General features: G+C 62.7%; 23 protein-coding genes and 1 pseudogene. 6 read left to right on the top strand and 18 right to left on the bottom strand.

What is annotated here, in order from left to right; genetic code table 11:
• Nucleotide 1 precedes the first annotated feature (1 nt).
• From BLT65_RS21340 to BLT65_RS21320, 5 genes are all read right to left on the bottom strand, one after another.
• Entirely contained in the window at nucleotides 2-1,543 is a 1,542-nt protein-coding gene (locus BLT65_RS21340; RefSeq protein WP_091780589.1) for a mannose-1-phosphate guanylyltransferase/mannose-6-phosphate isomerase, read from the bottom strand.
• 228 nt (nucleotides 1,544-1,771) lie between these two features.
• Complete coding sequence (gene galE / locus BLT65_RS21335) at nucleotides 1,772-2,794, bottom strand: UDP-glucose 4-epimerase GalE (protein WP_091780586.1); 1,023 nt, start codon at nucleotides 2,792-2,794, stop codon at nucleotides 1,772-1,774.
• A gap of 12 nt (nucleotides 2,795-2,806) precedes the next feature.
• Nucleotides 2,807-3,967 (bottom strand): glycosyltransferase family 4 protein, encoded by a 1,161-nt coding sequence (locus tag BLT65_RS21330; RefSeq protein ID WP_091780584.1) that lies wholly within the window; start codon nucleotides 3,965-3,967, stop codon nucleotides 2,807-2,809.
• Nucleotides 3,968-3,997: 30 nt separating this feature from the next.
• A complete protein-coding gene (locus tag BLT65_RS21325) occupies nucleotides 3,998-4,837 on the bottom strand; it encodes a glycosyltransferase (protein ID WP_091780581.1) in 840 nt (279 codons plus the stop codon).
• Nucleotides 4,834-6,096, bottom strand: coding sequence for an oligosaccharide flippase family protein (locus BLT65_RS21320; RefSeq protein WP_091780579.1), 1,263 nt, complete (start codon nucleotides 6,094-6,096; stop codon nucleotides 4,834-4,836). The genes BLT65_RS21325 and BLT65_RS21320 overlap by 4 nt, the downstream gene beginning before the upstream one ends.
• 205 nt (nucleotides 6,097-6,301) lie before the next feature.
• On the opposite strand from BLT65_RS21320, the gene BLT65_RS21315 reads away from it, so the two are divergent.
• A complete protein-coding gene (locus BLT65_RS21315; protein WP_143036533.1) occupies nucleotides 6,302-7,102 on the top strand; it encodes an LrgB family protein in 801 nt (266 codons plus the stop codon).
• Nucleotides 7,103-7,860: 758 nt separating this feature from the next.
• On the opposite strand, the gene BLT65_RS21305 is transcribed toward BLT65_RS21315, so the two are convergent.
• The 3 genes from BLT65_RS21305 to BLT65_RS21295 all read right to left on the bottom strand — a co-directional run bounded on the left by BLT65_RS21305 (nucleotide 7,861) and on the right by BLT65_RS21295 (nucleotide 10,301).
• Nucleotides 7,861-8,667, bottom strand: a complete 807-nt coding sequence (locus BLT65_RS21305; RefSeq protein WP_091780576.1) for a hypothetical protein — start codon at nucleotides 8,665-8,667, stop codon at nucleotides 7,861-7,863.
• A gap of 56 nt (nucleotides 8,668-8,723) precedes the next feature.
• Nucleotides 8,724-9,179, bottom strand: a complete 456-nt coding sequence (locus tag BLT65_RS21300; RefSeq protein ID WP_091780574.1) for a hypothetical protein — start codon at nucleotides 9,177-9,179, stop codon at nucleotides 8,724-8,726.
• A gap of 78 nt (nucleotides 9,180-9,257) precedes the next feature.
• Nucleotides 9,258-10,301 carry an integrase domain-containing protein gene (locus tag BLT65_RS21295; protein ID WP_244186536.1) on the bottom strand — a complete coding sequence of 348 codons (1,044 nt, stop codon included), beginning with the start codon at nucleotides 10,299-10,301 and terminating at the stop codon, nucleotides 9,258-9,260.
• A gap of 360 nt (nucleotides 10,302-10,661) precedes the next feature.
• Between BLT65_RS21295 and BLT65_RS21290 the strand changes: the two genes are divergently transcribed.
• Entirely contained in the window at nucleotides 10,662-10,883 is a 222-nt protein-coding gene (locus tag BLT65_RS21290; RefSeq protein ID WP_091780569.1) for a hypothetical protein, read from the top strand.
• Between the two features lie 719 nt (nucleotides 10,884-11,602).
• Here the strand turns inward: BLT65_RS21290 and BLT65_RS47940 are convergent.
• A pseudogene (locus tag BLT65_RS47940) lies at nucleotides 11,603-11,996 on the bottom strand (hypothetical protein); the annotation flags it as partial.
• A gap of 240 nt (nucleotides 11,997-12,236) precedes the next feature.
• Here BLT65_RS47940 and BLT65_RS21280 point away from each other — a divergent pair.
• From BLT65_RS21280 to waaA, 4 genes are all read left to right on the top strand, one after another.
• Nucleotides 12,237-13,631: a phosphomannomutase/phosphoglucomutase gene (locus BLT65_RS21280; RefSeq protein ID WP_091780567.1), complete on the top strand. Its 1,395-nt coding sequence runs from the start codon at nucleotides 12,237-12,239 to the stop codon at nucleotides 13,629-13,631.
• 166 nt (nucleotides 13,632-13,797) lie between these two features.
• A complete protein-coding gene (gene waaC, locus BLT65_RS21275; protein ID WP_208545784.1) occupies nucleotides 13,798-14,838 on the top strand; it encodes a lipopolysaccharide heptosyltransferase I in 1,041 nt (346 codons plus the stop codon).
• 196 nt (nucleotides 14,839-15,034) lie between these two features.
• A complete protein-coding gene (kdoO, locus tag BLT65_RS21270) occupies nucleotides 15,035-15,919 on the top strand; it encodes a Kdo hydroxylase KdoO (protein WP_091780565.1) in 885 nt (294 codons plus the stop codon).
• 91 nt (nucleotides 15,920-16,010) lie between these two features.
• On the top strand, nucleotides 16,011-17,312 hold the full coding sequence (gene waaA, locus BLT65_RS21265) for a lipid IV(A) 3-deoxy-D-manno-octulosonic acid transferase (protein ID WP_091780562.1): 1,302 nt from the start codon (nucleotides 16,011-16,013) through the stop codon (nucleotides 17,310-17,312).
• An 853-nt stretch (nucleotides 17,313-18,165) separates the two neighbouring features.
• Here the strand turns inward: waaA and ureG are convergent.
• The 9 genes from ureG to urtE all read right to left on the bottom strand — a co-directional run bounded on the left by ureG (nucleotide 18,166) and on the right by urtE (nucleotide 25,293).
• Nucleotides 18,166-18,807 (bottom strand): urease accessory protein UreG, encoded by a 642-nt coding sequence (gene ureG, locus BLT65_RS21260; RefSeq protein WP_091780693.1) that lies wholly within the window; start codon nucleotides 18,805-18,807, stop codon nucleotides 18,166-18,168.
• Between the two features lie 25 nt (nucleotides 18,808-18,832).
• Nucleotides 18,833-19,513, bottom strand: coding sequence for an urease accessory protein UreF (locus tag BLT65_RS21255; protein ID WP_091780691.1), 681 nt, complete (start codon nucleotides 19,511-19,513; stop codon nucleotides 18,833-18,835).
• Nucleotides 19,500-20,165, bottom strand: coding sequence for an urease accessory protein UreE (gene ureE / locus BLT65_RS21250; RefSeq protein WP_091780560.1), 666 nt, complete (start codon nucleotides 20,163-20,165; stop codon nucleotides 19,500-19,502). Before ureE ends, BLT65_RS21255 begins: the two co-directional genes overlap by 14 nt.
• 1 nt (nucleotide 20,166) lies before the next feature.
• Entirely contained in the window at nucleotides 20,167-21,873 is a 1,707-nt protein-coding gene (ureC, locus tag BLT65_RS21245) for an urease subunit alpha (RefSeq protein WP_079499054.1), read from the bottom strand.
• Between the two features lie 40 nt (nucleotides 21,874-21,913).
• The gene (locus tag BLT65_RS21240; RefSeq protein WP_091780558.1) at nucleotides 21,914-22,219 is read right to left on the bottom strand and encodes an urease subunit beta; all 306 of its coding nucleotides are present in this window, start codon (nucleotides 22,217-22,219) and stop codon (nucleotides 21,914-21,916) included.
• Nucleotides 22,220-22,229: 10 nt separating this feature from the next.
• Nucleotides 22,230-22,532: an urease subunit gamma gene (gene ureA, locus BLT65_RS21235; protein WP_006048588.1), complete on the bottom strand. Its 303-nt coding sequence runs from the start codon at nucleotides 22,530-22,532 to the stop codon at nucleotides 22,230-22,232.
• A 157-nt stretch (nucleotides 22,533-22,689) separates the two neighbouring features.
• Nucleotides 22,690-23,493 carry a transporter substrate-binding domain-containing protein gene (locus BLT65_RS21230; protein ID WP_091780556.1) on the bottom strand — a complete coding sequence of 268 codons (804 nt, stop codon included), beginning with the start codon at nucleotides 23,491-23,493 and terminating at the stop codon, nucleotides 22,690-22,692.
• A gap of 192 nt (nucleotides 23,494-23,685) precedes the next feature.
• A complete protein-coding gene (locus BLT65_RS21225; protein ID WP_091780553.1) occupies nucleotides 23,686-24,567 on the bottom strand; it encodes an urease accessory protein UreD in 882 nt (293 codons plus the stop codon).
• 33 nt (nucleotides 24,568-24,600) lie between these two features.
• Entirely contained in the window at nucleotides 24,601-25,293 is a 693-nt protein-coding gene (urtE, locus tag BLT65_RS21220) for an urea ABC transporter ATP-binding subunit UrtE (protein ID WP_042316243.1), read from the bottom strand.
• Between the last annotated feature and the right edge of the window lie 10 nt (nucleotides 25,294-25,303).

The following is a 25,303-nucleotide window of genomic DNA, read 5'->3' as shown; positions in this document are numbered from 1 at the left end:
CTCAGGTGCCCGTGCGCCCGTACTGATCGTCGAAGCGCACGATATCGTCCTCGCCGAGATAGCTGCCCGATTGCACCTCGATGAGTTCGAGCGGCGTCTTGCCCGGATTCTCCAGCCGGTGCAGCGTACCGAGCGGGATATACGTCGACTGGTTCTCGGTCAGCAGGAACGATTCGTCGCCGCGTGTGACGCGCGCGGTGCCGCGCACGACGATCCAGTGCTCCGCGCGATGATGATGCATCTGCAGCGACAGCCGCCCGCCCGGCTTCACGACGATCCGCTTGACCTGGAAGCGCTCGCCGTGATCGATCGAGTCGTAGCAGCCCCACGGCCGCTCCACCTTTCGATGCACCTTTGCTTCGGTATTCTTCGCCGCGTTCAGGCGGTTCACGATCGCCTTGACGTCCTGCACGCGGTCTTTCGCGGCGACGAGCACGGCGTCGGCCGTCTCGACCACCACGACGCCCGTCACGCCGACGCACGCGACCAGCCGTCCTTCCGAATGCGCGTACGTGTCGGTCGTGCCTTCGAGCAGCACGCGGCCCCGCGCGACGTTGCCAGCGGCGTCCTTCGCGCTGACGTTCCAGACGGCATCCCACGCGCCAACGTCGGACCAGCCGGCTCTCAGCGGCACGATGATGCCCATCAGCTTCGGATCGTCGCCGATGTGTTCCATCACCGCATAGTCGATCGAATCGCTCGGACAGGCGGCGAAGGCGGCGCGATCGAGCTGCAGCGAGCCGTCGCTCGCGATGCTCGCACGTTCGTACGACGCGCGGCACGCCGCAGCGATTTCCGGCCGGCACGCCGTGATCGCCGCGAGCCACACCGATGCGCGCATCACGAACACGCCGCTGTTCCACCAGTATTCGCCCGAGGCGACGTATTGTTCCGCCGTTTCCTGCGCGGGCTTTTCGACAAAGCGTTCGATGCTGCGCGCGCCGCGTCCATCGGCGGGCAGGCCGGTCTTGATGTAGCCGTAGCCCGTTTCCGCGCGCTCGGGCGGCACGCCGAGCGTGACGATCGCATCGCGCAGCGCGTGCTGGATGGCCTGTTGCAGCGTGTCGACGAAGGCGGCGTCATCGGTGATCAGATGATCGGCGGGCATCACGACGAGAACCGGGTCTTCGCCGTGCGGGGTATCCGCGAGCGCCGCCAGCGCGGCGATCGTCAGCGCAGGCGCGGTGTTGCGCGGCGCCGGCTCCAGCACGACGCGCGATTCACACGCGCAGCGTTCGAGCCGCTCCTTGGTCGGCAGCTTCAGTTCTTCGCTGCAGACGACGAGCGTCGGCTGTGTCCTGACGATATGCGGCGCGGGATGCTCGTGAGTCGGCGCGCGCAAACCCTGGGTTCTGCGCAGCGTCGCTTCGAGCAGCGATTCCTCGCTCGTCAGGCCGATCAGCTGTTTCGGGCATTGCTCGCGCGACAGCGGCCACAGGCGCGTCCCGGAGCCGCCCGCCAGCACGACGGGCTGGATGATGCAGGCAAGGTGCGTCTCGTGATCGAGGATATCCTGCGCGGCCGCTTCTGCAATGACGTTCATTGTGCCTCCGGTGACGCCGGGTCGGTGTGAACGACGCAGCGCCAGTGTATGAGCGCCCATTGAAGCAGCGTATGGGAGACGTTTCTGTGCGTCGGAGCACAGAAAGGAGAGGGGGAAGGGGGATTGGCCCGCGTGGGCCGTGCGGCTGGTGGGCCGCCTGGGCGGCCCGATCGACAGGCGGGTCGCGCATGCGTCGCATGCGCATCCCGCCTGTTTCGTGCGGCGGACTTATTCGAATCCGCGCGGATTCTGCGCCTGCCAGCGCCAATGGTCGGCGCACATGCGCTCGATGCCGTATTGCGCCTCCCAGCCGATCACCTCCAACGCCTTCGCCGGATTCGCGAAGCACTGCGCGACATCGCCGGGGCGGCGCGCGACGATTTCATACGGCACCGGCTTGCCCGATGCCTTCTCGAAGGCCTTCACGACGTCGATCACGCTATAGCCCTGACCTGTGCCGAGATTCACGACGAAGCTCGCATCGTGCTTGACGAGCGCGTCGAGCGCCGCGATATGCCCGCGCGCCAGATCGACGACGTGGATGTAATCGCGCACGCCCGTGCCATCCGGCGTGTCGTAGTCGCCGCCGAACACGCGCAGCTTTTCCAGCTTGCCGACGGCGACCTGCGCGACGTACGGCATCAGGTTGTTCGGCACGCCGCCCGGGTCCTCGCCGATCAAACCGCTTTCATGCGCGCCGACCGGGTTGAAGTAGCGCAGCGTAGCGATGCGCCACGACGCGTCGGAGACTTCGAGGTCGCGCAGGATCTGTTCGGCGATCAGCTTGCTCTGGCCGTACGGGTTGGTCGCCGAGAGCGGGAACGATTCGTCGATGGGCGAGCTTTTCGGCACGCCGTACACGGTCGCCGACGAGCTGAACACGAACTGCTTCACGTTGCGCGCGCGCATCACGTCGAGCAGCACGAGCAGGCCGTCCATGTTGTTGCGGTAGTACTCGAGCGGCTTCGCCACCGATTCGCCGACCGCCTTCAAGGCCGCGAAGTGAATCGCGCCCGTGATGGGATGCTTGTCGAAGATCGTGTTGACGACGGCCTCGTCGCGCACATCCGCTTCGTAGAACGCGACCTTCTTGCCCGTGATCTTCTCGACGCGCGCAATCGATTCGCGCTTGCTGTTCACGAGATTGTCGATCACGACCACGTCGTAGTCGCTGTTGAGCAGTTCCACGCACGTGTGCGAACCGATAAAGCCTGCACCGCCCGTTACCAGAATCGTGCCCTTCGTGGTCATGCTGAGCTCCCTTTAGAGTGTTGTGCCCGTCAACTGCTGGATCAGGCCTTTATACCGTTCGACGACAACCCGTTCGTCAAATTCCCGCGCGACTTTCTCGCGGCCGCGCACGCCCATCGCGCGACGTTCGTCGTCGCTCATGTCGAGCATCTGCGCGAGCTTCGCCGCAAGGCTGTCCACATTACGCGCCTCGCATAACAAGCCGTTGACACCGTCCGCGACGACTTCGCGGCAGCCGGGCACGTCGGTGGCGACGATGGGCCGCCCCATCGCCGACGCTTCCATCAGCGTGCGCGGCACGCCTTCGCGATACGAAGGCAGCACGACGCAATCGGCGGCGGCGATCAGCGGGCGCACGTCATGCGCCTCGCCCAGATAGTCGATCACGCCTTCGCGCACCCATGCGTCGACTTCGGCCTGCGAGATGGCACTCGGATTGTCGACGCCAACGGGCCCGAGCAACTGGAAGCGCGCATGTGGATATTTCGCGCGCAATTGCCGTGCTGCTTCGACATATTCGCCCACGCCTTTATCCCACAACAGGCGGCCGATTAATACAAAAGAAAATGCATCCTGCCTATTTTCACGCGTATGCAGTGGCGTGAAAGAAAACTGGTCGAGATCCACGCCTTCGCCATGCAGCAGGCGCGCGCGCTCTGGATGCGCGAGCAATTGCTGGTCGCGAAACGCAGCTTCATCGTCCTTATTCAGAAACCATATTTCGCGCGGAAAACGGAATGCAAAACGGTACATCAGCTTGGCGATTTGCGCCGCACGGCTCTTCTGAATGAAAACATAGCCGAGGCCCGTCGTCACGGCAACCGAATCGACGCCCGCCAGTTTTGCCGCGATCGTGCCGTAGATGTTCGGCTTGATCGTGTAGTGAAACACGACATGCGGACGGATCTCGCGATACAGCCGGTACAGCGCCCACAGCGTGCGCAGATCGTCGCGTGGATTCGTGCCTTTCGATGCGACATGCAACTCGATGCAGCGGCAGCCCATCTGCTGGAGCAGATCGAAGGTGCGGTCGCGCGGCGCGATCACCGTCACGTCGACACCCCGCGCGACGAGCGTGCGTATCAGCCCTTGCCGGTAGGTGTAAATCGCGAACGCGGTGTTGCAGACGAGCGTGATGCGCAGCGCGCCGGCGGATTGGATGGGTTGCTTCATGCTTGCGTTGCGTGTTGGATCGGGCGGTTTTTAGAGGCTCGCGCGCGGCGCGTAGAGCCGTTTCTTCACGCGTTGAAGCGTCTGGTAAGGCGTGACGAAGTGCAGCAGATTCTTCGCGAGACCTAGCCAGTCGTATGGATTCAGTACGTTGAAGTAGCGCATCTGCAAACGCAGCGTCGAGGAGATCTGGCGCCGCCGCTTCGTCGCGCTGATGCCGCCTTCGTTCAACTCGTAATACAGGCCGAGTTCGGGCAGGTTCGCGCAGTCGTAACGTTCCATCAGGCGCAGGAACAGATCGAGATCTTCAGCCGCCTTGTAAGCTTCGCGATAGTTACCCACGGCGAGCACGGCGTCGATACGCAGCATCATCGACGGATGCACGAAACACGCGCGCATGAAGCGCACGCGGCGGATCGTGCGCGGCTCGATGGGCGGCGTCAGCATGAAGAGCGGCTGGCCGTCGCGCGAGACCACCTGTGTCCGCATGCCGAGCCCCGCGACCTGCGGATGTGCTTCGAGATACGCGCGCTGTCGCGCGAGCCGCTGCGGCACGGTCAGGTCGCCGGCGTCGATGCGCGCGGCGTAGCGAAAGCCGCGTGCATCGAGCGCTTCGATCCCCGCCTGCAACGCGCGTTCGATGCCGCCGTTCTTCGGCATGCGCAGCACTTCTATCGACAGGTTCGGCAGCGCGGGCGCGACGATGGGCGGCGTGCTGCCGTCATCGACGATCAGCACGTGGATGCGCGCGTCTTCGCTGAACGAGGCCAGCGTGCGCTCGACGTCCGCTTGGCCGTTGTAGGCGGGTATCAGCACGGCGACGTCGTCGAGCGGCGCAGTGCCCACTGGCGGCGTGAATGAAGAAGACGTCATGGACGCAGCTTGTAACGGATGTAATAAAAATTGACGGACGCCGCGGCCAGATAGCCGACGGCAAGGCCGATCAACGCGCCATACGCGCCGAAACGCGGAATCGCCAGCAGATTGACGATGCATGCGACGGCGAGCGCCAGCAGCCACTTCGACAGCAAGACGAACTTCGCCTGATACTTCAGGACCACCAGGTTGCCGATTGCCTCGATGCCGGCGGGAACGGACAGCCACACGGCCCAGCGGAAGATATCGACGGCTTCTTCGAAATCCGGCCCGAACACGCGGCGGATGATGAAGCCCGCGAGCAGATCCAGCACGAACGCGCCGGCGATCATCAGGACCGCTGTCATCGCCGTGAGCCGCAACATGTTGCGGCGCAGTTGCGCGGCGTCCTGGACGCGGTAAACGAAGGCGGGCGCAAGCGTTTGCGCCAGCATCAGCGCGAGCGTGATCCAGTTTTCGTTGAGCTGTTGCGCGGCCGAGTAGCGGCCGAGGTCGGCGAACGAGATTGCGCGTTCCAGCATCAGGCGGTCGAGCTTCAGGAACAGGTACATGCAGATCAGCCCGAGCCAGAACACGGTGCCCGCCGTCGCGAAATGGCGAAACAGCGCGCGGTCCACGCGCCAGCCCAGCTTGCCGCCGTGCCTTTGCATGAAATAGACGACCAGCACCGCGCCGATCACGGCCGATTCGAGCGCCCACAGCCAGCCGAAGCGCGACGGCGCAGTGGCTGCGCGCACCAGCAGCCAGACGAGCACGGCCTTCGCGATGGCCGTCGTCATGCTGGTGAGCAACTGCGGCTTGCTGTAGGTCATGCTTTGCAGCCACGCGTTGATCACGCCGACGAACGGCTCGCGAAACAGCATCGTGACGGCCAGCCCGGCGAGCATCGCGCCGACGAGGGGATCGGTGACGCCCGCCGCGATCCCCGCCCAGGTCAGCAAAAGCGCGACGGCCGACACCGAGAGCCGCAACGCGAACGCGCTGCCGAGCACGGTGCCGAGTTGTTCAGGCGGACGATGTACGATGGTCGGCACGAGAATCTCCGCGCCGCACACCCATGTAATCGGCGACAGGACGAGCAAAAGCGTATTGGCGTATTGCCATTTGCCGAACACGTCGGGACCGAAGTAGCGCGCCAGCACGCCGCTGATTGCGATCGCCACGCCGATCTGCGTGAGGCGCTCGAGGCCAAGCCAGACAAGGTTTGCGACAGCGCGCGTGACGTCGGGATTCGTAAAACGCTTAAGCGCCGGCATCCGCATGGTGTCCGTTTGCAGTTTGCGGGCACGAAGGGCGCATATCGTCGGTAAGCTGGCGTGCCCGGCCGAGGGTTTGATGCGGCAACTTTGTGAGCGCGGGGCGTCGAAACATTAGAATGGCGCCAGTAAAGCGTCGCTGAAAAGCGCAATTATAAGTTGAATCCGGACCGCTTCCGGCAGGGCACGGCGCGTTGACGGTACCGTGTCGATCAAATTTTGGGACTGCCTTCCCTCCTCGACGCTGCTCGGCCTCACTGTCACGGTCATCGCCTGTCTGATCGCGCTGAGCATTTATGCGCGCGCGAAGCACAATCCGATTGCCAACCTGGTGCTGATCGCGGTGACGATCGTCGTTGCCGCGCTGAAGATCACCCGTACGCCATATCGCACCTATTCTGATGGCGCGCAGTTCGTCCACTTCCTGCTCGGGCCCGCGACGGTTGCACTTCCGTTGCGGCTGTGGCGGTCGTGGGACAAGTTCAAGGGCGGGACGCTATCGCCCCTCTGCGGTCTAGCGGCCGGCTCGCTCACGGCGATCGTCTCGGCGGTGGGTACTGCCAAGCTTTTCGGCGCCTCGCATCAAATGATTGCGTCGCTTGCACCGAGGTCGGTCACGACGCTCATCGCCATGGTCGTCGCCGAGAAGATGGGCGGCATTCCCTCGCTCACTGCCGTGCTCGTGATTTCAACGGGAGTGTTTGGCGCCGCGACAGCGCGCTGGGTCTTGAACATCGTGCGCTTGACGAGGTTGCCGGGCACGCGGGCGGTGGTGAGTCCATGGCGCACGAAAGGACCCGGTGAGCGGCAGCCCGTCATTCGCGAACGGGACGGTTGCTGCGCCGCCACTGTGATTGGGGATAAGAGGAGGCGAAGCGTCGCGCTTCAATGCGATGCCGGATCCCGACGCGCACTTTGTCATTCGATTCGCCGACGGTGGGCCACTGGCAATCGTCCATGCGTAGCCCGTCTTGTCTGGGCGTCACGTCGCAGTCTTCTGAGTTGAACCTCCATGGGCGTCCTGCCGATCTCCACCGGCGTGACTTGACTTTGCGATTTCGAGTGGAGACTGGTTTGGCGAACGTCCTCCGGAAAGAGCCGATCGCTGAACTCATTAACCAGGAGAGTTGAGATGACGAGTGATGAAGCACCCTCGTGCCAGCGTGACCAGAGTCCCATGTGTGCCGTATGCCAATGCAGTGTGGAGACGCTTGCGCACGGAGCGCGCGGACAGCACTGTGGCCGGAAACACATGATTGCCGCATCCATACAAGAGAAAGGGCTCTTGCGAGCGGCGCGTTGCTCCAATTGCCGCACCTGCGTGGTGGGACTCGCCGACGGACGGGACACGTGGATCGCCTCCTATGTCCGTACGAAACTCAGAACGATGTCGGGCGAGGCCTTCCCAATCTCCCGCCACACCGCTGACTGTGTAGCCAACGCATTGCAGGATCGATTTCTCTCGGATACGGATGCCGTATTGAAACGAATCCTTGATCTTGCTGCTCTTCGGTATCTGCGTGACGGCTCAAGTACCGTTACGCTGGAGGACGTTGGGGTTGCCTTGCGCTCTCTCGCGTCCCCGCACCGATGACAAAGCTGTTTTGCCTCGGCCGATGCTGGCAAAATGCCGGTTAGTGTGTTCCTGAAGTCGCGCCATCGGCGACCGGCGGCCGAGTAGTCGCGCGGATCAACGGTCCTTGAGTGGAAGTGGGCCGTTGATCCGCCTTGCAGCTTCGTTACTCGGAGGCGTAGTAAACGCCCTTAATCGAGCGGCTCTGTCCTCGCGCGTTTGCGGTTCGCAGTTGGCACGCATTCGGCACGCCATTCGTCCTGCGAAATGCACGGTAGTCCGAGTGTGCCGGCGACGCGTTTGAACGCATCAGCAGTGCCCAGCAGATCGCGCTGGGCGATTACCTTATGAGCGAGCGCATGCATGATCTTTTCAGGCGCACCATTGACCCTCGCAGAGGTCAATTCCGTCTCGAAATCGACCGCGCGGTTCAAGACAGCGGCGATCGGCATCTTGAATTGTTGCGCCTTCGAGAAAGATGTTGACACCGGGAGCACAGCCTCGGGCATTACCGTGATTTGGGCTTCACGGGCGTATTCAACGACTGGCGGATAGACGTCGTCGAACCGGGCGTTTGCCGGAACGTCGGTAGCGAGAATCCGGATGCAGGCCGGAACCACGCCCGCCGCGCAAATCTCGGTGAGCGTTTCTACGGCAGCCTGCTGTGACGCAGTATCCGGGGACACCGAGACAATGATCGTTTTCAGTTCGGTAAGAACGTGACGCCTCAACTGGATAAACGCGATCATGGCGTTCCGATGCTCAGTCGGGACATCGATGATGCCTCCGCGCGGGGAAGTCATCATGGTGCAGTAATGATCCTGAAGCGCATTTTCGCTTTCTGTCAGACGTGCGTTGTTGTTCACGTGCTCACCGTGTCCATCGAGCGGGCCCGGTTTCAGGAGCAAACCCCCCGTCTGTGCGTGAAGGATTTGCGCCGCCGATGCTTGCGCTGCGCTGTTCGAGCTTTGAAAGTGAGCCACAATCAGATGAGTCATTCTCGTTCCTGCAAGGTTTGTTGGTGGATGTACCGAATGCGTTAATGCGTTGGTGCTTAGGTGACGGAGTCTTCGATGCGAGCTGGATCGCTGGCGCACACTTCGTGCTTGGTCCGGCGTCTGCGACTTCGGGCGAGTTGCGAGTACTCGAGCGGTTGGTACGTTCGAACGCGGAATGCATCCCATTGGCGATTCTGGACGGGGCGACGAATGCGCGGGATCACAATGGAGCGCAAGATCTTGGCGTTGTAGCTCGCGTGCAGGCACACGAGAAGCACGGCGCTCAGGGCGACAAGGGCGTCATCGACGTGCCAATCCCGGTAGTCGAGAGACGTCGCGTACGCGCGAAGCGATTCCTCCGGAATGTCAGGGATGGAAGATGGCAACGTGCCGCGCGATTGCAAAAAAGCTTCGAACTGGAGCCATAACGGCAGCAGTGTCTGGGCTGCTTTGTCGCTGCTGTACCGGGATAGTGCAATGCGAGCTTCCTCTGAGAGTCTGGATTCCGACACTTCTTGTTTACCTCCTTAGACAGATGGATCGTGGTTGGTGGTTGGTCGATTCGTCATGCTAATTATTAAAAATTGCACTCACGGTTGAAAGGTTGAGTGGTTCGTCCGGGCGCGGCGTCCGCGCGCCGGCCATCGACGCCTATGTTCGGCACCATTGCCAAGCTGCGCCTGGTCGGCCGTGCCGGCCATTGCAGGCATTAAGCGGTTTCTTTTGTGTGTTTTCTCCAAAGGTACGAAGTCGTTGGGTAACTGCATCTTTTCGGGAAACCGGTGCCTGATCTGCCAACAGTAAACTTCGAGGATCATCTTCACGCGTGACGGACCGTGCCCAAGGCGGTCCGATAGTTGGGCCAGTACCTCGACGGGCGGCATCCCGCGATCGAGTGCGGCATTGCCAAAATCGACTGCATAGGTAAATCTCAGGCTGTGACTTCCGAGCTCCTTACGCATCGGTAATTGGTCAAAGCGAGACTTCAGGCGGGCCTTTGCGCTTTTGAGGTCATCGTTGCAGCCGGTGATCAGTTCAAAGTCGCGACTGCGGCAGAACGCCAGCGCTGCGTTGATCGCGTCGAGCGTTTCCTCGACGTGATCGATGAGCACCTCGGTACGACGCGGACGCCCGTTCTTGGCGCCGCGCTCGATGGGCAGACGTCGATTACCCTGCAGGATCAGATCTCGCCAGGTTTCCAGCGACTTGCCGCACATGAGTGCTTCGCGCATGCGAAGTCCCAGCCAACGCATCAGGCGAATCACGTGCACGACACCGTCATCGAGCTTCTGTGCCGCGGCGAGCAGTTCGCTGAACTCCTGCGGCGTGCGAGCACGGTGCTTGCCATGCCGATCCCGTCGCTCAAGTTGGAGGGCCCGGCTGCGGGTTGAGCGGGATATATCCTGTCCGGCCGTATCCTGTATCACTGAGAGCGACGCTCGATAGTTTGCGAGCGTGCCAGGCTTCATCGCCCCTGCAACCAGAAACCAGACAAAAAACTCGAGCATCCAGTCTTCCGCTTCGTTGACGGCTTCCAGCGTGTGACCAATCCGGGCCGCGAAACGCGAAAACTCGCTCCAGTGCAAGCGACGGTGCTTCTGCGAGTCTTTGCTTCCGCCGGCTTCGCGGCTCATCTGTGCGGCATGGTTTACGCCTGTTGATCTTCGACCCATAGCACTCCTTTCCTGTGGCTGGTTGTTCCGCCTGTACCTGACCTCACGCGCGCGCGGGGACGCGAATGAGGGCGCCCTGTTGCCATCGGTTGCGATGGCGACGTGTCTAAAGAGACACGTGAGTGAAACGGGCAGGTTCAACGAGGGCGCGACGTTGATCTGCTGGCATGCGGGAGTGCAAAGAGACGGGCAGAGGCGGTTTAGCTGATGGTCCCCGGATGGCACCGGTGGAAAGGTCTGCGCTGGAAGAGAGAGCCCGGGGTGGGTTGAACACCGCGCATCGCATGGCGGTGCATTCGATGTTCAACCGTATTCGCGTGCATGCAGCACGTGGGCAATGACGGCTCGCTTGAGGGCGAGCGCGAGGTGGGCGGATTCTCGGGTGAGCACGTCACGCCGAGATCGCGTTTGATGGTGTGTGAAAGGATTGATGTGCGCCAGAGCGGCGCGTCGCAGACCGAAACGATCGGTGAGGTCGACCGTTTCAAGACGCAAAGGAAGGCTGCTACCGTCCGCAAGCGGACAATTGAGGCATGCGAGTGATCCCGGTCGCACCGGGAAGCAACTCATGCCTTCGGATAGGCCCCCTTCTCACTGGGAGAAGTAACGTGTGTTGCTCTCGCGTGCGAAAAAGTGCATTCCGCGCGAAAAGCAGCACGACCCTTCGGGGAGAGCTTGACTCCCGCAAGGGTAAAAAACGATGGGCAAATGGCTAATCGCCTATAAACAGCAGTCCGCTGGCCAATAGTCCGGCCCGAAGCAGGGAAAGCCTTCTTTTAAGTAATCCATATCCGTTGCCCGCGTCTTGCGACACGAGATTTTCAATGGATTTTCAGCGCCCTCGGGGTGTAGCCAGTCAGTACCGGCGTAAGGACTTAAGAAGAGTAGGTAATGGCACGCACGCTCGGCCCCAGGTTTGTCGAACCAGGAGGCGTGAACAATACGAAGCGAGCTGGAAACGCGTGCGGTCACAGGCACGCGATGTCCCGTCCGGTCGGCGAAAAAAAGCTGCTTACCGGGCGGACTCCCCGAGGGAGCATTACATTCTTTGGTCTAACCTTGGACGGCCAGATCAGCATCTCACACAATTTTGGGCGGAAACGCCCCCTAACCCCAAGAAGGGGCTGGATAGGTCGATGCTCGTGACGTGAGCGAACGGTGCGCTGATTAAATGTCAATCGCATGGGACACGTCAAGCAGTTTCTTCACGCGCGGTGTTAAGGCCGCCTAGGGCGATTTCGCATCCGTTGTTCAGCCGCCCCTGTGACGGCGAGCCCGGCCAGGCTCGCGCCGACGAGCGGATCGATGAAGCCCGCCGCTGTGCCCGCAGAATGCCCGCCCACGGCAGCAGCAGCGCCGCCCACACAGAGAGCCGCAACGCGAAGGCGCTGCCGAGCGGTTCTTCTGCCGATGGACGATGGTCGGCACAAGGATTTCCGCGCCACAGACCCATGTAATCGGCGACAGGAGGAGCAAAAGCGTATTGGCGTATTGCCATTTGCCAAACAGATCGCGACCGAAGTAGCGCGCCGGCAAGCTGCTGTCCGTGATCGCCACGCCGATCTGCCTGAGACGCTCGAGACCAGGCCAGACAAGGTTTGCGGCAGTGCGCGTGCCGTCGGGATTCGTAAAACGCTTAAGCGCGGGCCTCCGTATGGTGACCGTTTGCTGTCTGCGGGCACGGGAGGTGCGTGTAGTCTGTAACTTGGCGTGCCCAACCGAACGAACGATGCGGCAACTTTGTGAGCCCGGGGCATCTAAGCATTAGAATGGTGCCAGTAAGGCGACGCTGAAAAGCGCAATTATAAGTTGTATCCGGACCGCTTCCGGCAAGGCACAGTGCCATGACCACGCTGTGTCATCCAAATTTTCCATTGCACGTAAGTGAGCCAATCCATGATCTCGCAATCCATATTCAAGGCATATGACATCCGCGGAGTGATCGGCAAGACGCTCGACGCCGAAACCGCGCGTTCCATCGGTCGCGCATTCGGCAGCGAAGTGCGCGCACAGGGCGGCGATGCCGTCGTCGTCGCGCGCGACGGCCGGCTATCCGGTCCCGAACTGATCCAGGCGCTGTCGGACGGGCTGCGCGCGGCGGGTGTCGACGTGGTCAACGTCGGCATGGTGCCGACGCCCGTCGGTTATTTTGCGGCCAGCGTGCCGCTCAAGCTCGACAGCGGCGAGCGCCGCGTCGATTCGTGCATCGTCGTCACGGGCAGCCACAATCCGCCCGACTACAACGGCTTCAAGATGGTGCTGCGCGGCGCGGCCATCTACGGCGAGCAGATTCAGGGCCTGTACAAGCGCATCACCGAAAACCGCTTTGAAAGCGGCAGCGGCACTTATCAGGACTACGACATCGCCGATGCGTATCTCGAGCGCATCACGAGCGACATCAAGCTCGCGCGGCCGCTGAAGCTGGTCGTCGATACGGGCAACGGCGTTGCGGGCGGCCTCGCGCCGCGTCTGTTCAAGGCGCTGGGCTGCGAGCTGGTCGAGTTGTTCACGGAGATCGACGGCAACTTCCCGAATCACCACCCGGACCCGGCACACCCGGAAAACCTGCAGGACGTGATCCGCGCGCTGAAGGAAACGGATGCTGAGATCGGGTTTGCGTTCGATGGTGACGGCGACCGCCTGGGCGTGGTCACGAAAGATGGCCAGATCATTTATCCGGATCGCCAGTTGATGCTGTTTGCCGAAGAGGTGTTGTCGCGCAACAAGGGCGCGCAGATCATCTATGACGTGAAATGCACGCGCAATCTGGCGACGTGGGTGAAGGAGAAGGGCGGCGAGCCGCTGATGTGGAAGACGGGGCATTCGCTCGTGAAGGCGAAATTGCGGGAGACGGGCGCCCCGCTGGCGGGTGAGATGAGCGGTCACGTGTTCTTTAAGGACCGCTGGTATGGGTTTGATGACGGGCTTTATACCGGTGCGCGGTTGCTGGAAATTCTTGCCCGTGTGGTGGATCCGAGCAAGCTGCTCAATGACCTGCCGAATTCGCACTCCACGCCGGAACTGCAGTTGAAGCTTCAGGAAGGCGAGAATTTTGAGCTGATCGCGCGTTTGCAGAAGAGTGCGACGTTTCCTGATGCCGACCAGGTTGTGACTATTGATGGTCTGCGCGTCGAGTATCCGGATGGCTTCGGCCTTGCGCGTTCGTCGAACACGACGCCCGTCGTCGTGATGCGATTCGAGGCCGACAACGACGCGGCGCTCAAGCGTATCCAGGAAGATTTCCGCCGCGTGATCCTCGCGGAGAAAGCGGACGCGAAACTGCCGTTCTGATCCTCTCCCGATACCGGGACGGTTATGTGCCATAGCCGTCCTTGGTCGTCTATAGTCTGCACACAGCCGGCCTGCGGTGCAGAACCCGACGCGGCGCAAGGTATGCTTACCGCGCCGCGTTTTTTCATGTTATTTGCGTCGGGCGCGCTAAAATTGCGTCCTTTCCATGCATCCTGACGCCAGTTCAGCTGGCATTCTCCCTTTCTTGAGCGCGCAAAAGATACTAATCGTGAGAGTGTCGTCGCTAGGCGACGTCGTCCACAACATGCCGGCCATCGCCGACATCCGCCGCCGCCATCCCGATGCGCAGATCGACTGGCTCGTCGAGGAGAGCTTCGTCAAACTGGTCGAACTGGTCGAAGGCGTCCGGCGCGCGATTCCCGTGTCGCTGCGGCGCTGGCGCAAGCGCATCCTCTCCGTCGATAACTGGCGCGAAATCAGCGCATTCCGCCGCGCGCTAGCCGCCGAAAACTACGATCTCGTGATCGACTGCCAGGGGCTCATCAAAACCGCGTGGGTCGCGAAGATGGCGCGCGGGCCGCTCGTCGGTCTCGGCAATCGCACGGACGGTGCAGGCTACGAATGGCCTGTGCGCTTCTTCTATGACCGGTCGGTGCCCATCCCGCCGCGCACGCACGTGGTCGAGCGCACGCGGCAGCTGGTCGCGGCAGCGCTCGGCGACCCAACGCCGCAGCCCACCGACGAGATCGACTTCGGCCTCGACACGCAGCGCGCGGCGCTCGCGTTGTCCGAAGCGCAACTGAATCTTCCCGTGCCTTACGTGGTTTTCGTTCACGCCACGTCTCGCGCGGACAAGCAATGGCCCGATGCCGCGTGGATCGAGCTGGGGCAGTCGCTCGTGCGGCGCGGCGCGTCGATCGTGCTGCCGTGGGGCAGCGACGAAGAGCGCGCGACGAGCGAGCGTCTCGCCAAAGAGTTCGGCGCAGCCGCAATCGTGCCGCCGAAGCTGTCGCTGCCCGCCGTCGTCGGCCTGATCGAGGGTGCGGCGGCGACGGTCGGAGTTGATACAGGTCTGGTTCATATCGCCGCCGCGCTGAAACGCCCGACGGTCGAGTTGTACAATTTCGCCACTTCATGGCGCACGGGCGGCTACTGGTCGCCGAACGTCGTGAATCTCGGCACGGCTGGCCAGCCGCCGACGCTGCAGCAGGTAAAGTCCGCGCTGGCGGAATTCGGCCTGCTGTGACGCGGTGTGGCAATGGCGGCACGGGCATCCTGGGATGCCGATTGCCAGCGCCGCGCGAGCGACGCCAGCAGCCGCTCGACACATTCCGAGGCCCATAATCAGGTCTATGCCGGATGCGCGGCGGCCACCTTCAGGGAACGTCAGCCGCCGTCGGCCGCAAAGTGCGCCCAGCTTTATCCGCTTTTGAAAGGCGATCATGAACGAATCCCAGATCATCGAAGTACCGAGCGCCGACTGGCACGGCCAGGGTTTGTCGATGCCGCGCGAGATGCTGCTCGCGGGCGTCGAGCGCGGCAAGGTGCTGTATTTCCCGAATCTCGCTTTTGCGATCGAGGGCGGCGAACGCGCGCTACTCGATCCCGCGCTGGCCGATCCGAACCGCAAGAACATCAGTCTCGAGCCGAACGGCGGCGCGCTGCATGGCGTGCTGGGCGATGCCGTGACGCAATCGGCTGTGCGCGCGCTGATTGCGCGCTATCAATCGAATGCGCGATCGCTCGTCGACGGGCTGTTTCCCGAGTACAAGGGCAAGCTGCGCGTCGCGCCGACCAGCTTGCGGCTGCATCAGGTGGAGACGCGCGAGACGTCGTGGCGCAAGGACGATAGCCGCCTGCACGTCGACGCATTCCCGTCGCGTCCCAACTATGGCGAGCGCATCCTGCGCGTGTTCACGAACATCAATCCGAACGGCGCGCCGCGCGTGTGGCGCGTCGGCGAGCCATTCGAGGATATGGCGAAGCGCTTCCTGCCGCGTATCAAACCGCAGATGCCCGGCTCGGCATGGCTGCTGAATCTGCTGCATGTGACCAAGTCGCCGCGCAGCGAGTACGACCATCTGATGCTGAACCTGCACGACGGCATGAAGGCCGATCTCGACTATCAGAAGGCGTCGCCGCAAGTGACGATGCCGTTCCCGCCGGGATGTGTGTGGGTGTGCTTCTCGGATCAGACGTCGCATGCGGTGATGTCCGGCCAGTTCATGATGGAGCAGACGTTCTTCCTGCCCGTCAAGTCGATGGCGCAGCCGGAGTGTGCGCCGCTTGGCATTCTCGAACGCCTGAAGGGCAGGGCGCTGGTTTGAGCGGCGTCCTGCTGTTTCCCGCGAATGTAGTGCGAGGCGCCGCAGGCGCGGCTGTCTCCATGCCGTTCCTGATGCCGCGCATGGAGGCCCGATGCTGAGGGCCATCTATAACACGCTGTGGTGGTTGATCGCGCCGCTTGCGGTGCTGCGTCTTCTGATCCGTTCGCGCAAGGAGCGCGGCTATCGCGAGCATATCGGCGAGCGTTTCGGTTTCGTGCGCGGCCGCGTGCCGGAGGACGATACGCCGCTAATCTGGGTCCATGCCGTGTCGGTCGGTGAGACGCGCGCCGCGCAGCCGCTCATCGAGGCGCTGCTCAAGGCGCGACCCGACGCGCGCATTTTGCTCACGCACATGACGCCGAGCGGCCGCGCGACGGGCGAGCAGATCTTCGCCGATCGCGTGCTGCGCTGCTATCTTCCGTACGACATGCCGCGCGCGGTGCGGCGTTTTCTGAAGGCGTGGCGACCGTCCGTCGGTCTCGTGATGGAAACGGAAGTGTGGCCGACGCTGATCGACGAATGCCGCCGCGCCGACGTGCCGCTGGTGCTGACGAATGCGCGGATGTCGGAGCGTTCGTACCGTCGCGCGGCGAAGTTTGGCAGTGCGACGCGTGGCGTGTTTGGCGGGTTTGCGCGGGTGCTGGCGCAGAGTCCTTCGGATGCGACGCGGCTCTCCGCGCTGGGCGCGCGCAATGTTGCCGTGCTCGGTAATCTGAAGTTCGACATGAGCACGCCTCCGGAACTCGCGGCGCGCGGGCAAGCGTGGCGCGCGGCTATCGGTACGCGTCCGGTGTGGGTTGCGGCGAGCACGCGCGAGGGCGAAGAGGAACTGGTGTTGCAGGCGTTCGCCGCGCTTGGCGTTGACGATGCGTTGCTCATTCTCGTGCCGCGTCATCCGCAGCGTTTCAATGAGGTTGCGGCATTGGTCGAGAAGAAGGGTTTGCGGTGTGTGCGCCGTTCGGCATGGGCGCCTGCGGGCGCGGCTGCTGCTGGTGAAATTGTTGTGCCTGATTTGCCGCGTGACGTGAAGGTGTTGCTCGGCGATTCGATGGGCGAGTTGGGTGCTTACTATGCGGCGTCGGATGTGGCGTTCATTGGCGGCAGTCTGCTGCCGTTGGGCGGGCAGAATCTGATCGAGGCATGTGGTGTGGGTGTCCCTGTGTTGATCGGGCCGCATGTGTTCAATTTCACGCAGGCGACGGCGGATGCTGTGGCTGCTGGTGCGTGTGTGCAGGTGAAAGACCCTGCGGACTTGGGGCGCGTGCTGCGCGAGCTTTTTGAGGATAAGGCGCGGCGGGTGGCCATGAGTGGGGCGGCTTCTGCGTTTGCCGCGAGGCATCGGGGGGCCACTGCGCGGACGGTCAGTGTGCTGACGACGTTGTTGTCAGCCTGAAGCGGCTGGCCGCTTTTGGGTTTTGTTGCCTCTGCGCTGGCATCTTCGTTTTTGTCGTCCCGACGTTGGGTTTGGTTTTTTTTGCCTTTGCGCTGGCATCCGCGTTATGCCTTCGTGCTTCACGCGTCGCCCCTGTGCGGGGCGGCACCTACTTTTCTTTGCCGCCGCAAAGAAAAGTAGGCAAAAGAAAGCGGCTAACACCGCCAACATCTCTCATTGCCTGAGGGCCCCCAAAGGTTCTTACGCTTCACACGGCAATCACGTGACCCATGTTCGTTGCCAGCGCTCTTGCGGTGCGCCTCACCCGCTTCACGCACCCACGCTACATCATGCCGTGCCAGATAGTCCACGGCCGCCCAGGTGGCAAACTGTGTGTCGGCCGTAGTGCCTCGCACGCCACACTTCGGACCGATAGCGCATGCGTTCCACCCTGTAAGAGCGCTACCCTGTACGAAGCGACAACCTACACACAGTTTGCCACCTGGGCGGCACATACCATTCGCTGCTGCTGGCCCGAGTACGGGTATTCGAAGTGGGTGAGGCGTTCATTCGAAGCGTTGGCAACGCACGCAAACAGAAAGGCTGCCGTGCGAAGCGTAAGACCCTTTGAGGGCCCTCAGGCAAACACAAGAATTAGCGGTGTGAGCCGCTTTCTTTTGCCTACTTTTCTTTGCGGCGGCAAAGAAAAGTAGGTGCCGCCCCGCACAGGGGCGACGCTTGAAGCACGAAGGCAAAGCGCGGATGCCAGCGCAAAGGCCAAAACACGGAACGGCAACGCATGAAGCGCGAAGCCAAAACACAGCTGCCAACGCAGAGGCAAAACAAACCACTCAGCGTCGCAGACAAAAACCCCTCACACCCTCAACAACCCCTTCTCCTCAATAAACGAAACCACCCGATCCAGCCCGTCAAGCGCCTTCAAATTACACATCACAAAAGGCCGCGCGCCGCGCATCCTAGCGGCATCCGAAGCCATCACCTCAAGATTCGCCCCGACCATCGGCGCAAGATCGGTCTTATTGATAACAAGCAAATCCGACTTCGTAATCCCAGGCCCGCCCTTGCGAGGAATCTTCTCACCGCCTGCGACATCAATCACATAGATGGTCAAGTCCGACAACTCCGGACTAAAAGTAGCCGCGAGATTATCGCCACCCGACTCGATAAAAACGATATCGGCATCAGGAAAGCGCGTCAGCATCCGGTCAACAGCTTCGAGATTAATAGACGCATCCTCGCGTATCGCCGTATGCGGGCAGCCGCCCGTCTCGACCCCCATGATGCGCTCGGCCGGCAGCGCGCCCGCCACCGTCAGCAGGCGCTGATCCTCTTTCGTATAGATATCGTTGGTGATCGCGACGAGGTCGTACTTGTCCCGCATCGCCTTGCACAGCATTTCGAGCAGCGTCGTCTTGCCAGAGCCGACAGGCCCGCCAACGCCCACGCGCAGCGGCGGCAGTTTCTTCGTGCGTTGCATCGGATGAGGAGCGTTCATGTTCTGATCGTCAAAAAGCAAAAGGCTATGAGCGGAAAAGCCGCGAATACTGCGACTCGTGACGCGCCGACAAAATGCCAAGTTGCGGCGCGAAGGTGTTGATGTCATCCGGTGAAGTGGCGAGTGCCTGCCGGACAGCGGCGTCGATCGGCTCGCGCAGCGCAACGATGATCCGCTGCCCCGCAAGCTGACCTAGCGGCACGGCTTTCAACGCGGCGGCGGCCTGGTTCTCGGCCCAGCCGAACGCATACGCGGCGAGGGCGGCATCCGTGGCGGCGTCGTGCGCGAAAGCGGCGAACGCGAAGGCCGTCGGCTGTGCAATCGGCGTCATCGATGCGAGCGTCGCGCGTCGGTCGGCGTCGCCCCATTCGAGCGACGCACACAACTGCCGCAGCGACCAGCCCATCTGCTCCGTTTCGCGCCGCAATTCCATCGATTCGCGGCTCGCGAGAAATTCGCGATTACCCTGCATCAACGCAGCGGCATCATGCGCGCGCCAGCGCTCGATCTGATGCGCGAGAAACGGCAACTCGCCGTGCGCCAGCACGTTCGAGAGGCCGCTTTTGATCCACGCACACGCCGTATCGGCATCGGTGACGAGCTTCGCTTCGATCGCGGCTTCGAGTCCCTGCGAATAGCTGAACGCGCCGATCGGCAAAGCCGGCGACGCGAGATGCAACAGTGCGGTCAGTTCAGCGATGCGCATGGTGATGACCGTGGCCATGATCGTGACCGCACTCGCTGTGGTCATGATCGTGATCGTGAGCATGGTCATGCGAATGCGCATGACCGTGTGCATGGTCGTGATGCTCATGCCCATGATCGTGCGAATGTGCATGCCCATGATGCTCACCATAGACCTGCTGCGCTAGTGCATAGTCCTCGGCGAAGGTCTCGTCATGCCCATGCCGATGCCCGCCGCCATATGCACCCGTCTCCGGCTGGAACGGCATCTCGACCTGATCGACGAGTGCGCCCAGGCGCTTGAGCATATCGGCGAGCACCGGGTCGTATTCGAGCTTCAGATAGTCCGAGCCGACTTCGACGGGCGTATGCCGGTTGCCGAGGTGATACGCGGCGCGCGTCAACGTCAGCACATCTTTCGCGCGCACGTAGAGCACCGACTCAGGCGCCGCGACAACGCGCACGAGGCCGCCGTCGTCGGCGACGAGCACATCGCCGTCGCGCAGCACGGTGCCGCGCGGCAGCAGCAGCGCGACCTCTTCGCCGCTATCGAGCGTGGCGGCAAGACGGCTCTTGCAGCGCGCGTCGAACGCGAGCGTCAGCGTCGGCGCGCGTTTGATGAGAACGGGCGCGAGCTTGATATGAGCGCCCAGCAGTTTGTCGATCGTTCGCATGTCAGAACAGGAAATAGCGTTGCGCCATCGGCAGGACTTTTGCCGGCTCGCAGGTCAGCAACTGCCCATCGGCGATCACCTGATATGTCTCGGGATCGACGCTGATCGACGGCTGCCACGCGTTGTGGATCATGTGCGCCTTCGTGACGCTGCGGCAGTTCTTCACTGCAACGATACGCTTGCTCAAGCCATAACGCTCGGCGACGCCCGCATCGAGCGCCATCTGCGACACAAACGTCAACGACGTGCGGCCCAATGCGCCCCCGCGTGTGGCGAACATCTCGCGATAGTGGACGGGCTGCGGCGTCGGAATCGACGCGTTCGGGTCGCCCATCTGCGCCATCGCGATCATGCCGCCCTTGAGGATCAACGCGGGCTTGATGCCGAAAAACGCCGGTTCCCAGAACACGATATCGGCCCATTTGCCGGGCTCAATCGAACCGACTTCATGCGCGATGCCGTGCGTGAGCGCCGGGTTGATCGTGTACTTCGCGACATAGCGCTTCGCGCGGAAGTTGTCGTTGCGCGCGTTGTCTTCGGGCAGCGCGCCGCGCTGCGCCTTCATCTTGTGCGCGGTCTGCCACGTGCGGATGATCACTTCGCCCACGCGGCCCATCGCCTGCGAATCCGACGACAGCATCGACAGCGCGCCGAGATCGTGAAGGATGTCTTCCGCTGCAATCGTCTCGCGGCGGATGCGCGATTCGGCGAACGCGATGTCTTCCGCAATCGACGGATCGAGGTGATGACACACCATCAGCATGTCGAGATGTTCGTCGAGCGTGTTGACGGTGTAGGGGCGCGTCGGATTCGTCGACGAAGGCAGCACGTTCGCTTCGCCGCACACCTTGATGATGTCGGGCGCGTGGCCACCGCCCGCGCCTTCCGTGTGATACGTGTGGATCGTGCGGCCCTTGAACGCAGCCACTGTCGCTTCGACGAAGCCCGCTTCGTTCAGCGTATCGGTGTGAATCGCGACCTGCGTATCGGTGTCGTCCGCAACGGAGAGACAGTTGTCGATCGCGGCGGGCGTCGTCCCCCAATCCTCGTGCAGCTTCAAGCCGATGGCGCCCGCTGCGATCTGTTCGAGCGCGGGCTGCGGCTGGCTCACGTTGCCCTTGCCGAGAAAGCCGAGATTCATTGGATAGCCATCGGCGGCTTGCAGCATGCGCTCCATGTGCCACGGGCCGGGCGTGCAGGTCGTGGCATTCGTGCCCGTCGCGGGGCCCGTGCCGCCGCCAAGCATCGTCGTCACGCCGCTCGCGAGCGCTTCTTCGATCTGCTGCGGGCTGATGAAGTGAATGTGCGTATCGATGCCGCCCGCCGTCACGATCATGCCTTCGCCCGCGATCACTTCCGTCGCCGCGCCGATCGCGATCGTCACGCCTGGCTGGATGTCGGGATTGCCCGCCTTGCCGATGCCCGCGATGCGGCCGTTCTTGATGCCGATGTCGGCCTTGACGATACCCCAGTGATCGAGAATCAGCGCGTTCGTCACGACGGTATCGACCACGTCGGCGGCGACGCGCTGCGACTGGCCCATGCCGTCGCGAATCACCTTGCCGCCGCCGAACTTCACTTCTTCGCCGTAGATCGTGTAGTCGCGTTCGACTTCGATCAGCAGGTCCGTATCCGCGAGGCGTACGCGGTCGCCCGTCGTCGGGCCGAACATTTCCGCGTATGCGCGGCGGCCAATGCGTAATGTCATGTTTGAGAGGTTCCCGAATGTTCGCGCGTAAGCACAGCGATCAGAGCTTGCCCATTACCTTGCCATTGAAGCCATAGACGACGCGGTCGCCCGCCAGCGCGACGAGCTCGACCGTGCGTTCCTGGCCCGGCTCGAAGCGCACGGCAGTGCCCGCCGCGATGTTCAGGCGGAAGCCGCGCGCAGCTTCGCGATCGAACGCGAGCGCCGTGTTGACTTCGTAGAAGTGGTAATGCGAGCCGACCTGTACGGGCCGGTCGCCCGTGTTCGATACCGTGACCGAGACGGTATCGCGGCCCGCGTTGAGTTCGAGTTCGCCGTCGTCGGTAATCAGTTCACCTGGGATCATGCGCGCCTCGTCACGGGATGGGGTGATGGACGGTCACGAGCTTCGTGCCGTCGGGGAAGGTGGCTTCGACCTGGATATCGGGAATCATCTCGGGCACGCCTTCCATCACGTCGTCGCGCGTGAGTAGCGTGGTGCCGTAGTGCATCACTTCGGCAACCGTCTTGCCGTCGCGCGCGGCTTCCATCAGCGCTGCCGTGATGAACGCGACGGCTTCCGGATAGTTGAGCTTGAGGCCGCGTGCGCGGCGCCGTTCCGCGAGCAGCGCGGCCGTGAAGATCAGGAGTTTGTCTTTTTCGCGTGGAGTGAGCTTCATCGCATTCGCTTATCGCATTCATCCTATGGCGCCCGCGTGAGCGAGGGCCGCGTTGGTCATTCCGGCGTTGCGCGCGGTGTTGCTGCACGGTCGACACCGCCTGTATCGTGCGCGGCGCACGGCCGCGTCACGATACCAGCTTCAACCGACGCGCTGCTTACAGATCGGCGGGCAACGGCGCGCTGAACCACTTCTTCGACATCGCGTTGAGCGTGCCGTCCTGCTTCGCCTGCGCGATGGCGGCATCGACCTTCTGTTGCAGGCGTGGCTCGTTCTTGTTCATGCCGACGAAGCACGGCGAGTTCTTGATGACGAACTTCGGCTCCGGGCGGCGCGGCGGATTCTTCGCGAGGATCGTGGCGGCGACGATGTTGCCTGCCGCGATCAACTGCACCTGGCCCGACAGGAACGCGGCGATCGTCGCGTTGTTGTCTTCGAAGCGCTTGATGGTCGCGTTCGGCGCCATCTGCGTGAGCGCGATTTCTTCGAGCGCGCCGCGCGTCGCGCCGACCGTCTTGCCGGTGAGATCGGCGGGGTTGATGACCTTGATGTCGGCGGGGCCGAACACGCCTTGATAGTACGGTGCGTACGGCGTCGAAAAATCGATGACCTTCTCGCGTTCCGGCGTCTTGCCGAGCGACGAGATCACGAGATCGACCTTGTTGGTTTGCAGATACGGGATGCGGTTCGCGCTGTTGACGGGCACGAGTTCGAGCTTCACGTTCATCGACTTCGCGAGCAGCGCGGCCGTGTCGATGTCGTAGCCTTGCGGCTTCAGGTCCGGACCGACCGAGCCGAACGGCGGATAGTCTTCGGGCACGGCGACCTTGAGGACGCCTGCCTTCGTGATGTTGTCGAGCGTGTCGGCGTGGGCGAGGGGCGCGGCGAGCGTCAGGAGCGGCGCGAGCAGCAGGGCGGCGAGCCACGCGCGGCGCGGGCGATGGGTGGTCGTTTGGGTCATGTTGGCGATCAGCTTCGGCGTGTGATTTTTAGCGGACTTCGCAACGCGCCTTCGATGCGGCGCTCGCGAGGCGCCATAAGCAGCAAGGGCTATGCCATGCAGACCGGGCAAGGCTTTCCCGTTGCTTGCATGCGCTGTTGCACCACGCTGGCGCGCCGCGATGCCCGAAGATGGTGCGACGAAGCGATTCGCTCAGGTTGTCCAGAGGCGCAACGGCTTCGCGTCGACCTGATGTACGACGGGCCGCAGATGCAGCCAGCACTGGGTCAACGCATGCTGAAGCGTCTCCATCGATCGCGCGACGGCCCGCACGATCAGCACGCCGTCGCACACGCACGAGGCGGCGGCGCGAATCGAATCGTCGAAGGGCAACTGGGCGGTGAGCGCCTCGGCGAGCGCGTCGTCGCATTGCGGGCTGACGGCCCACAGCGTGCCGAATGCGGGGAAGCCCGCAAGACCTTGCGGCGCGTCGCGCAGCGGGTCGCTGGCGGCGAGCTTCGCGCGTTCGAACCACAACGGCTGACCGTTGGCGCCGACGATGCGCGAAACGGCTCGCAGATGCCCCGCCGACCAGGTTTCGCCCGCGGCTTGCCGGCCGAGTTGCGTCGCGTCCCAGCCGAGCGCGGTGGCGCCTTCGTCGAGCGTCAGTGAGAAGTCGAGCGAAGCGTTGGCGTGATCGAAGACGATGTTGTTTTGCGGCAGCCAGTCGAGCCTGGCGTTCGCGCCGACGCGAATCGCGATGCGCTGTTGCGCGATGCGGCCATTCGACTTGTACCACTTGGTCGCGCCGGGCGTGGTGAGCACGGCGTGGGTATTCGCATCGAGGCGGATGTCGATATCGAGCCGGTCGCCGCCCGCGACGCCTCCGGGCGGATGCACGATGACGGCGTGGCAGATGGAGGGCCCTTCCGGGTACAGCGGGCGTTGCAGGCGCAACGGGCCTTCGTGCAAACGATGGGCGAGGGTGGTCCGCTCGCCGTGTCTGGCGAAGCCGAGTTCGAGCCGCGCGCGCCACAGGGCGTGCGATGGATCGTCGATGGTGGCGAGCGTGGCGTGGTGTTCGTGAAGCGACATGCGGCGAGGATAGCAGTTAACCCGGTCTCGCCGTTATACCGCGATGAGCGTACGCACGCCGTCGTCGTCCATGTTGGCGCCTTCACCGCCCGCGACGATTTCGCCGCGGCTCATGACCCAGTAGCGGTCGGCGATGGCTTTGGCGAAGTCGTAGTATTGCTCGACGAGCAGCACGGTCAGGCCCATTTCTTCGACGAGTTGTCGGAGGGTTCTTCCTATGTCCTGGATGATGGATGGCTGGATGCCCTCTGTGGGTTCATCGAGGATTAGCAGTTGCGGTTCGCTCATGAGTGCCCGGCCGATTGCGAGTTGTTGCTGCTGGCCGCCGGAGAGGTCGCCGCCGCGGCGGGCTTTCATGTCCTTCAGGACAGGGAATAGTTCGTAGATCCGGTCTGGGATTTTTTTGGGGGCTTTTTTGCTGGCTGCGCCGACTAGCAAGTTTTCTTCTACCGTTAGTCTCGGGAAGATGTCTCTGCCTTGTGGCACATAGGCCAATCCTTGCGCTACGCGCGCGTGTGGGGCGAGTTTTGTTATTGGCGTTTCGCGCCATTTGATTTCGCCGGTCTTGATGGGGACTACGCCCATGAGCGTTCTTAGTAGCGTGGTCTTGCCTACGCCGTTTCGCCCTAAAAGTACCGTCAGTTTACCGTCCGGCACCGTCAGCTTCACGTTTCGCAGGATGTGGCTGCCGCCGTAGTACTGGTTCAGGTTTTCTACTTCAAGCATTTTGTGTTTC

It is taken from the genome of Paraburkholderia steynii, from assembly GCF_900100565.1.
In the GTDB taxonomy this organism is placed as follows: domain Bacteria; phylum Pseudomonadota; class Gammaproteobacteria; order Burkholderiales; family Burkholderiaceae; genus Paraburkholderia; species Paraburkholderia terrae.
The sequence above is the reverse complement of the archived record's forward strand: the minus strand, read 5'-3'. Positions and strand labels throughout refer to the sequence as shown.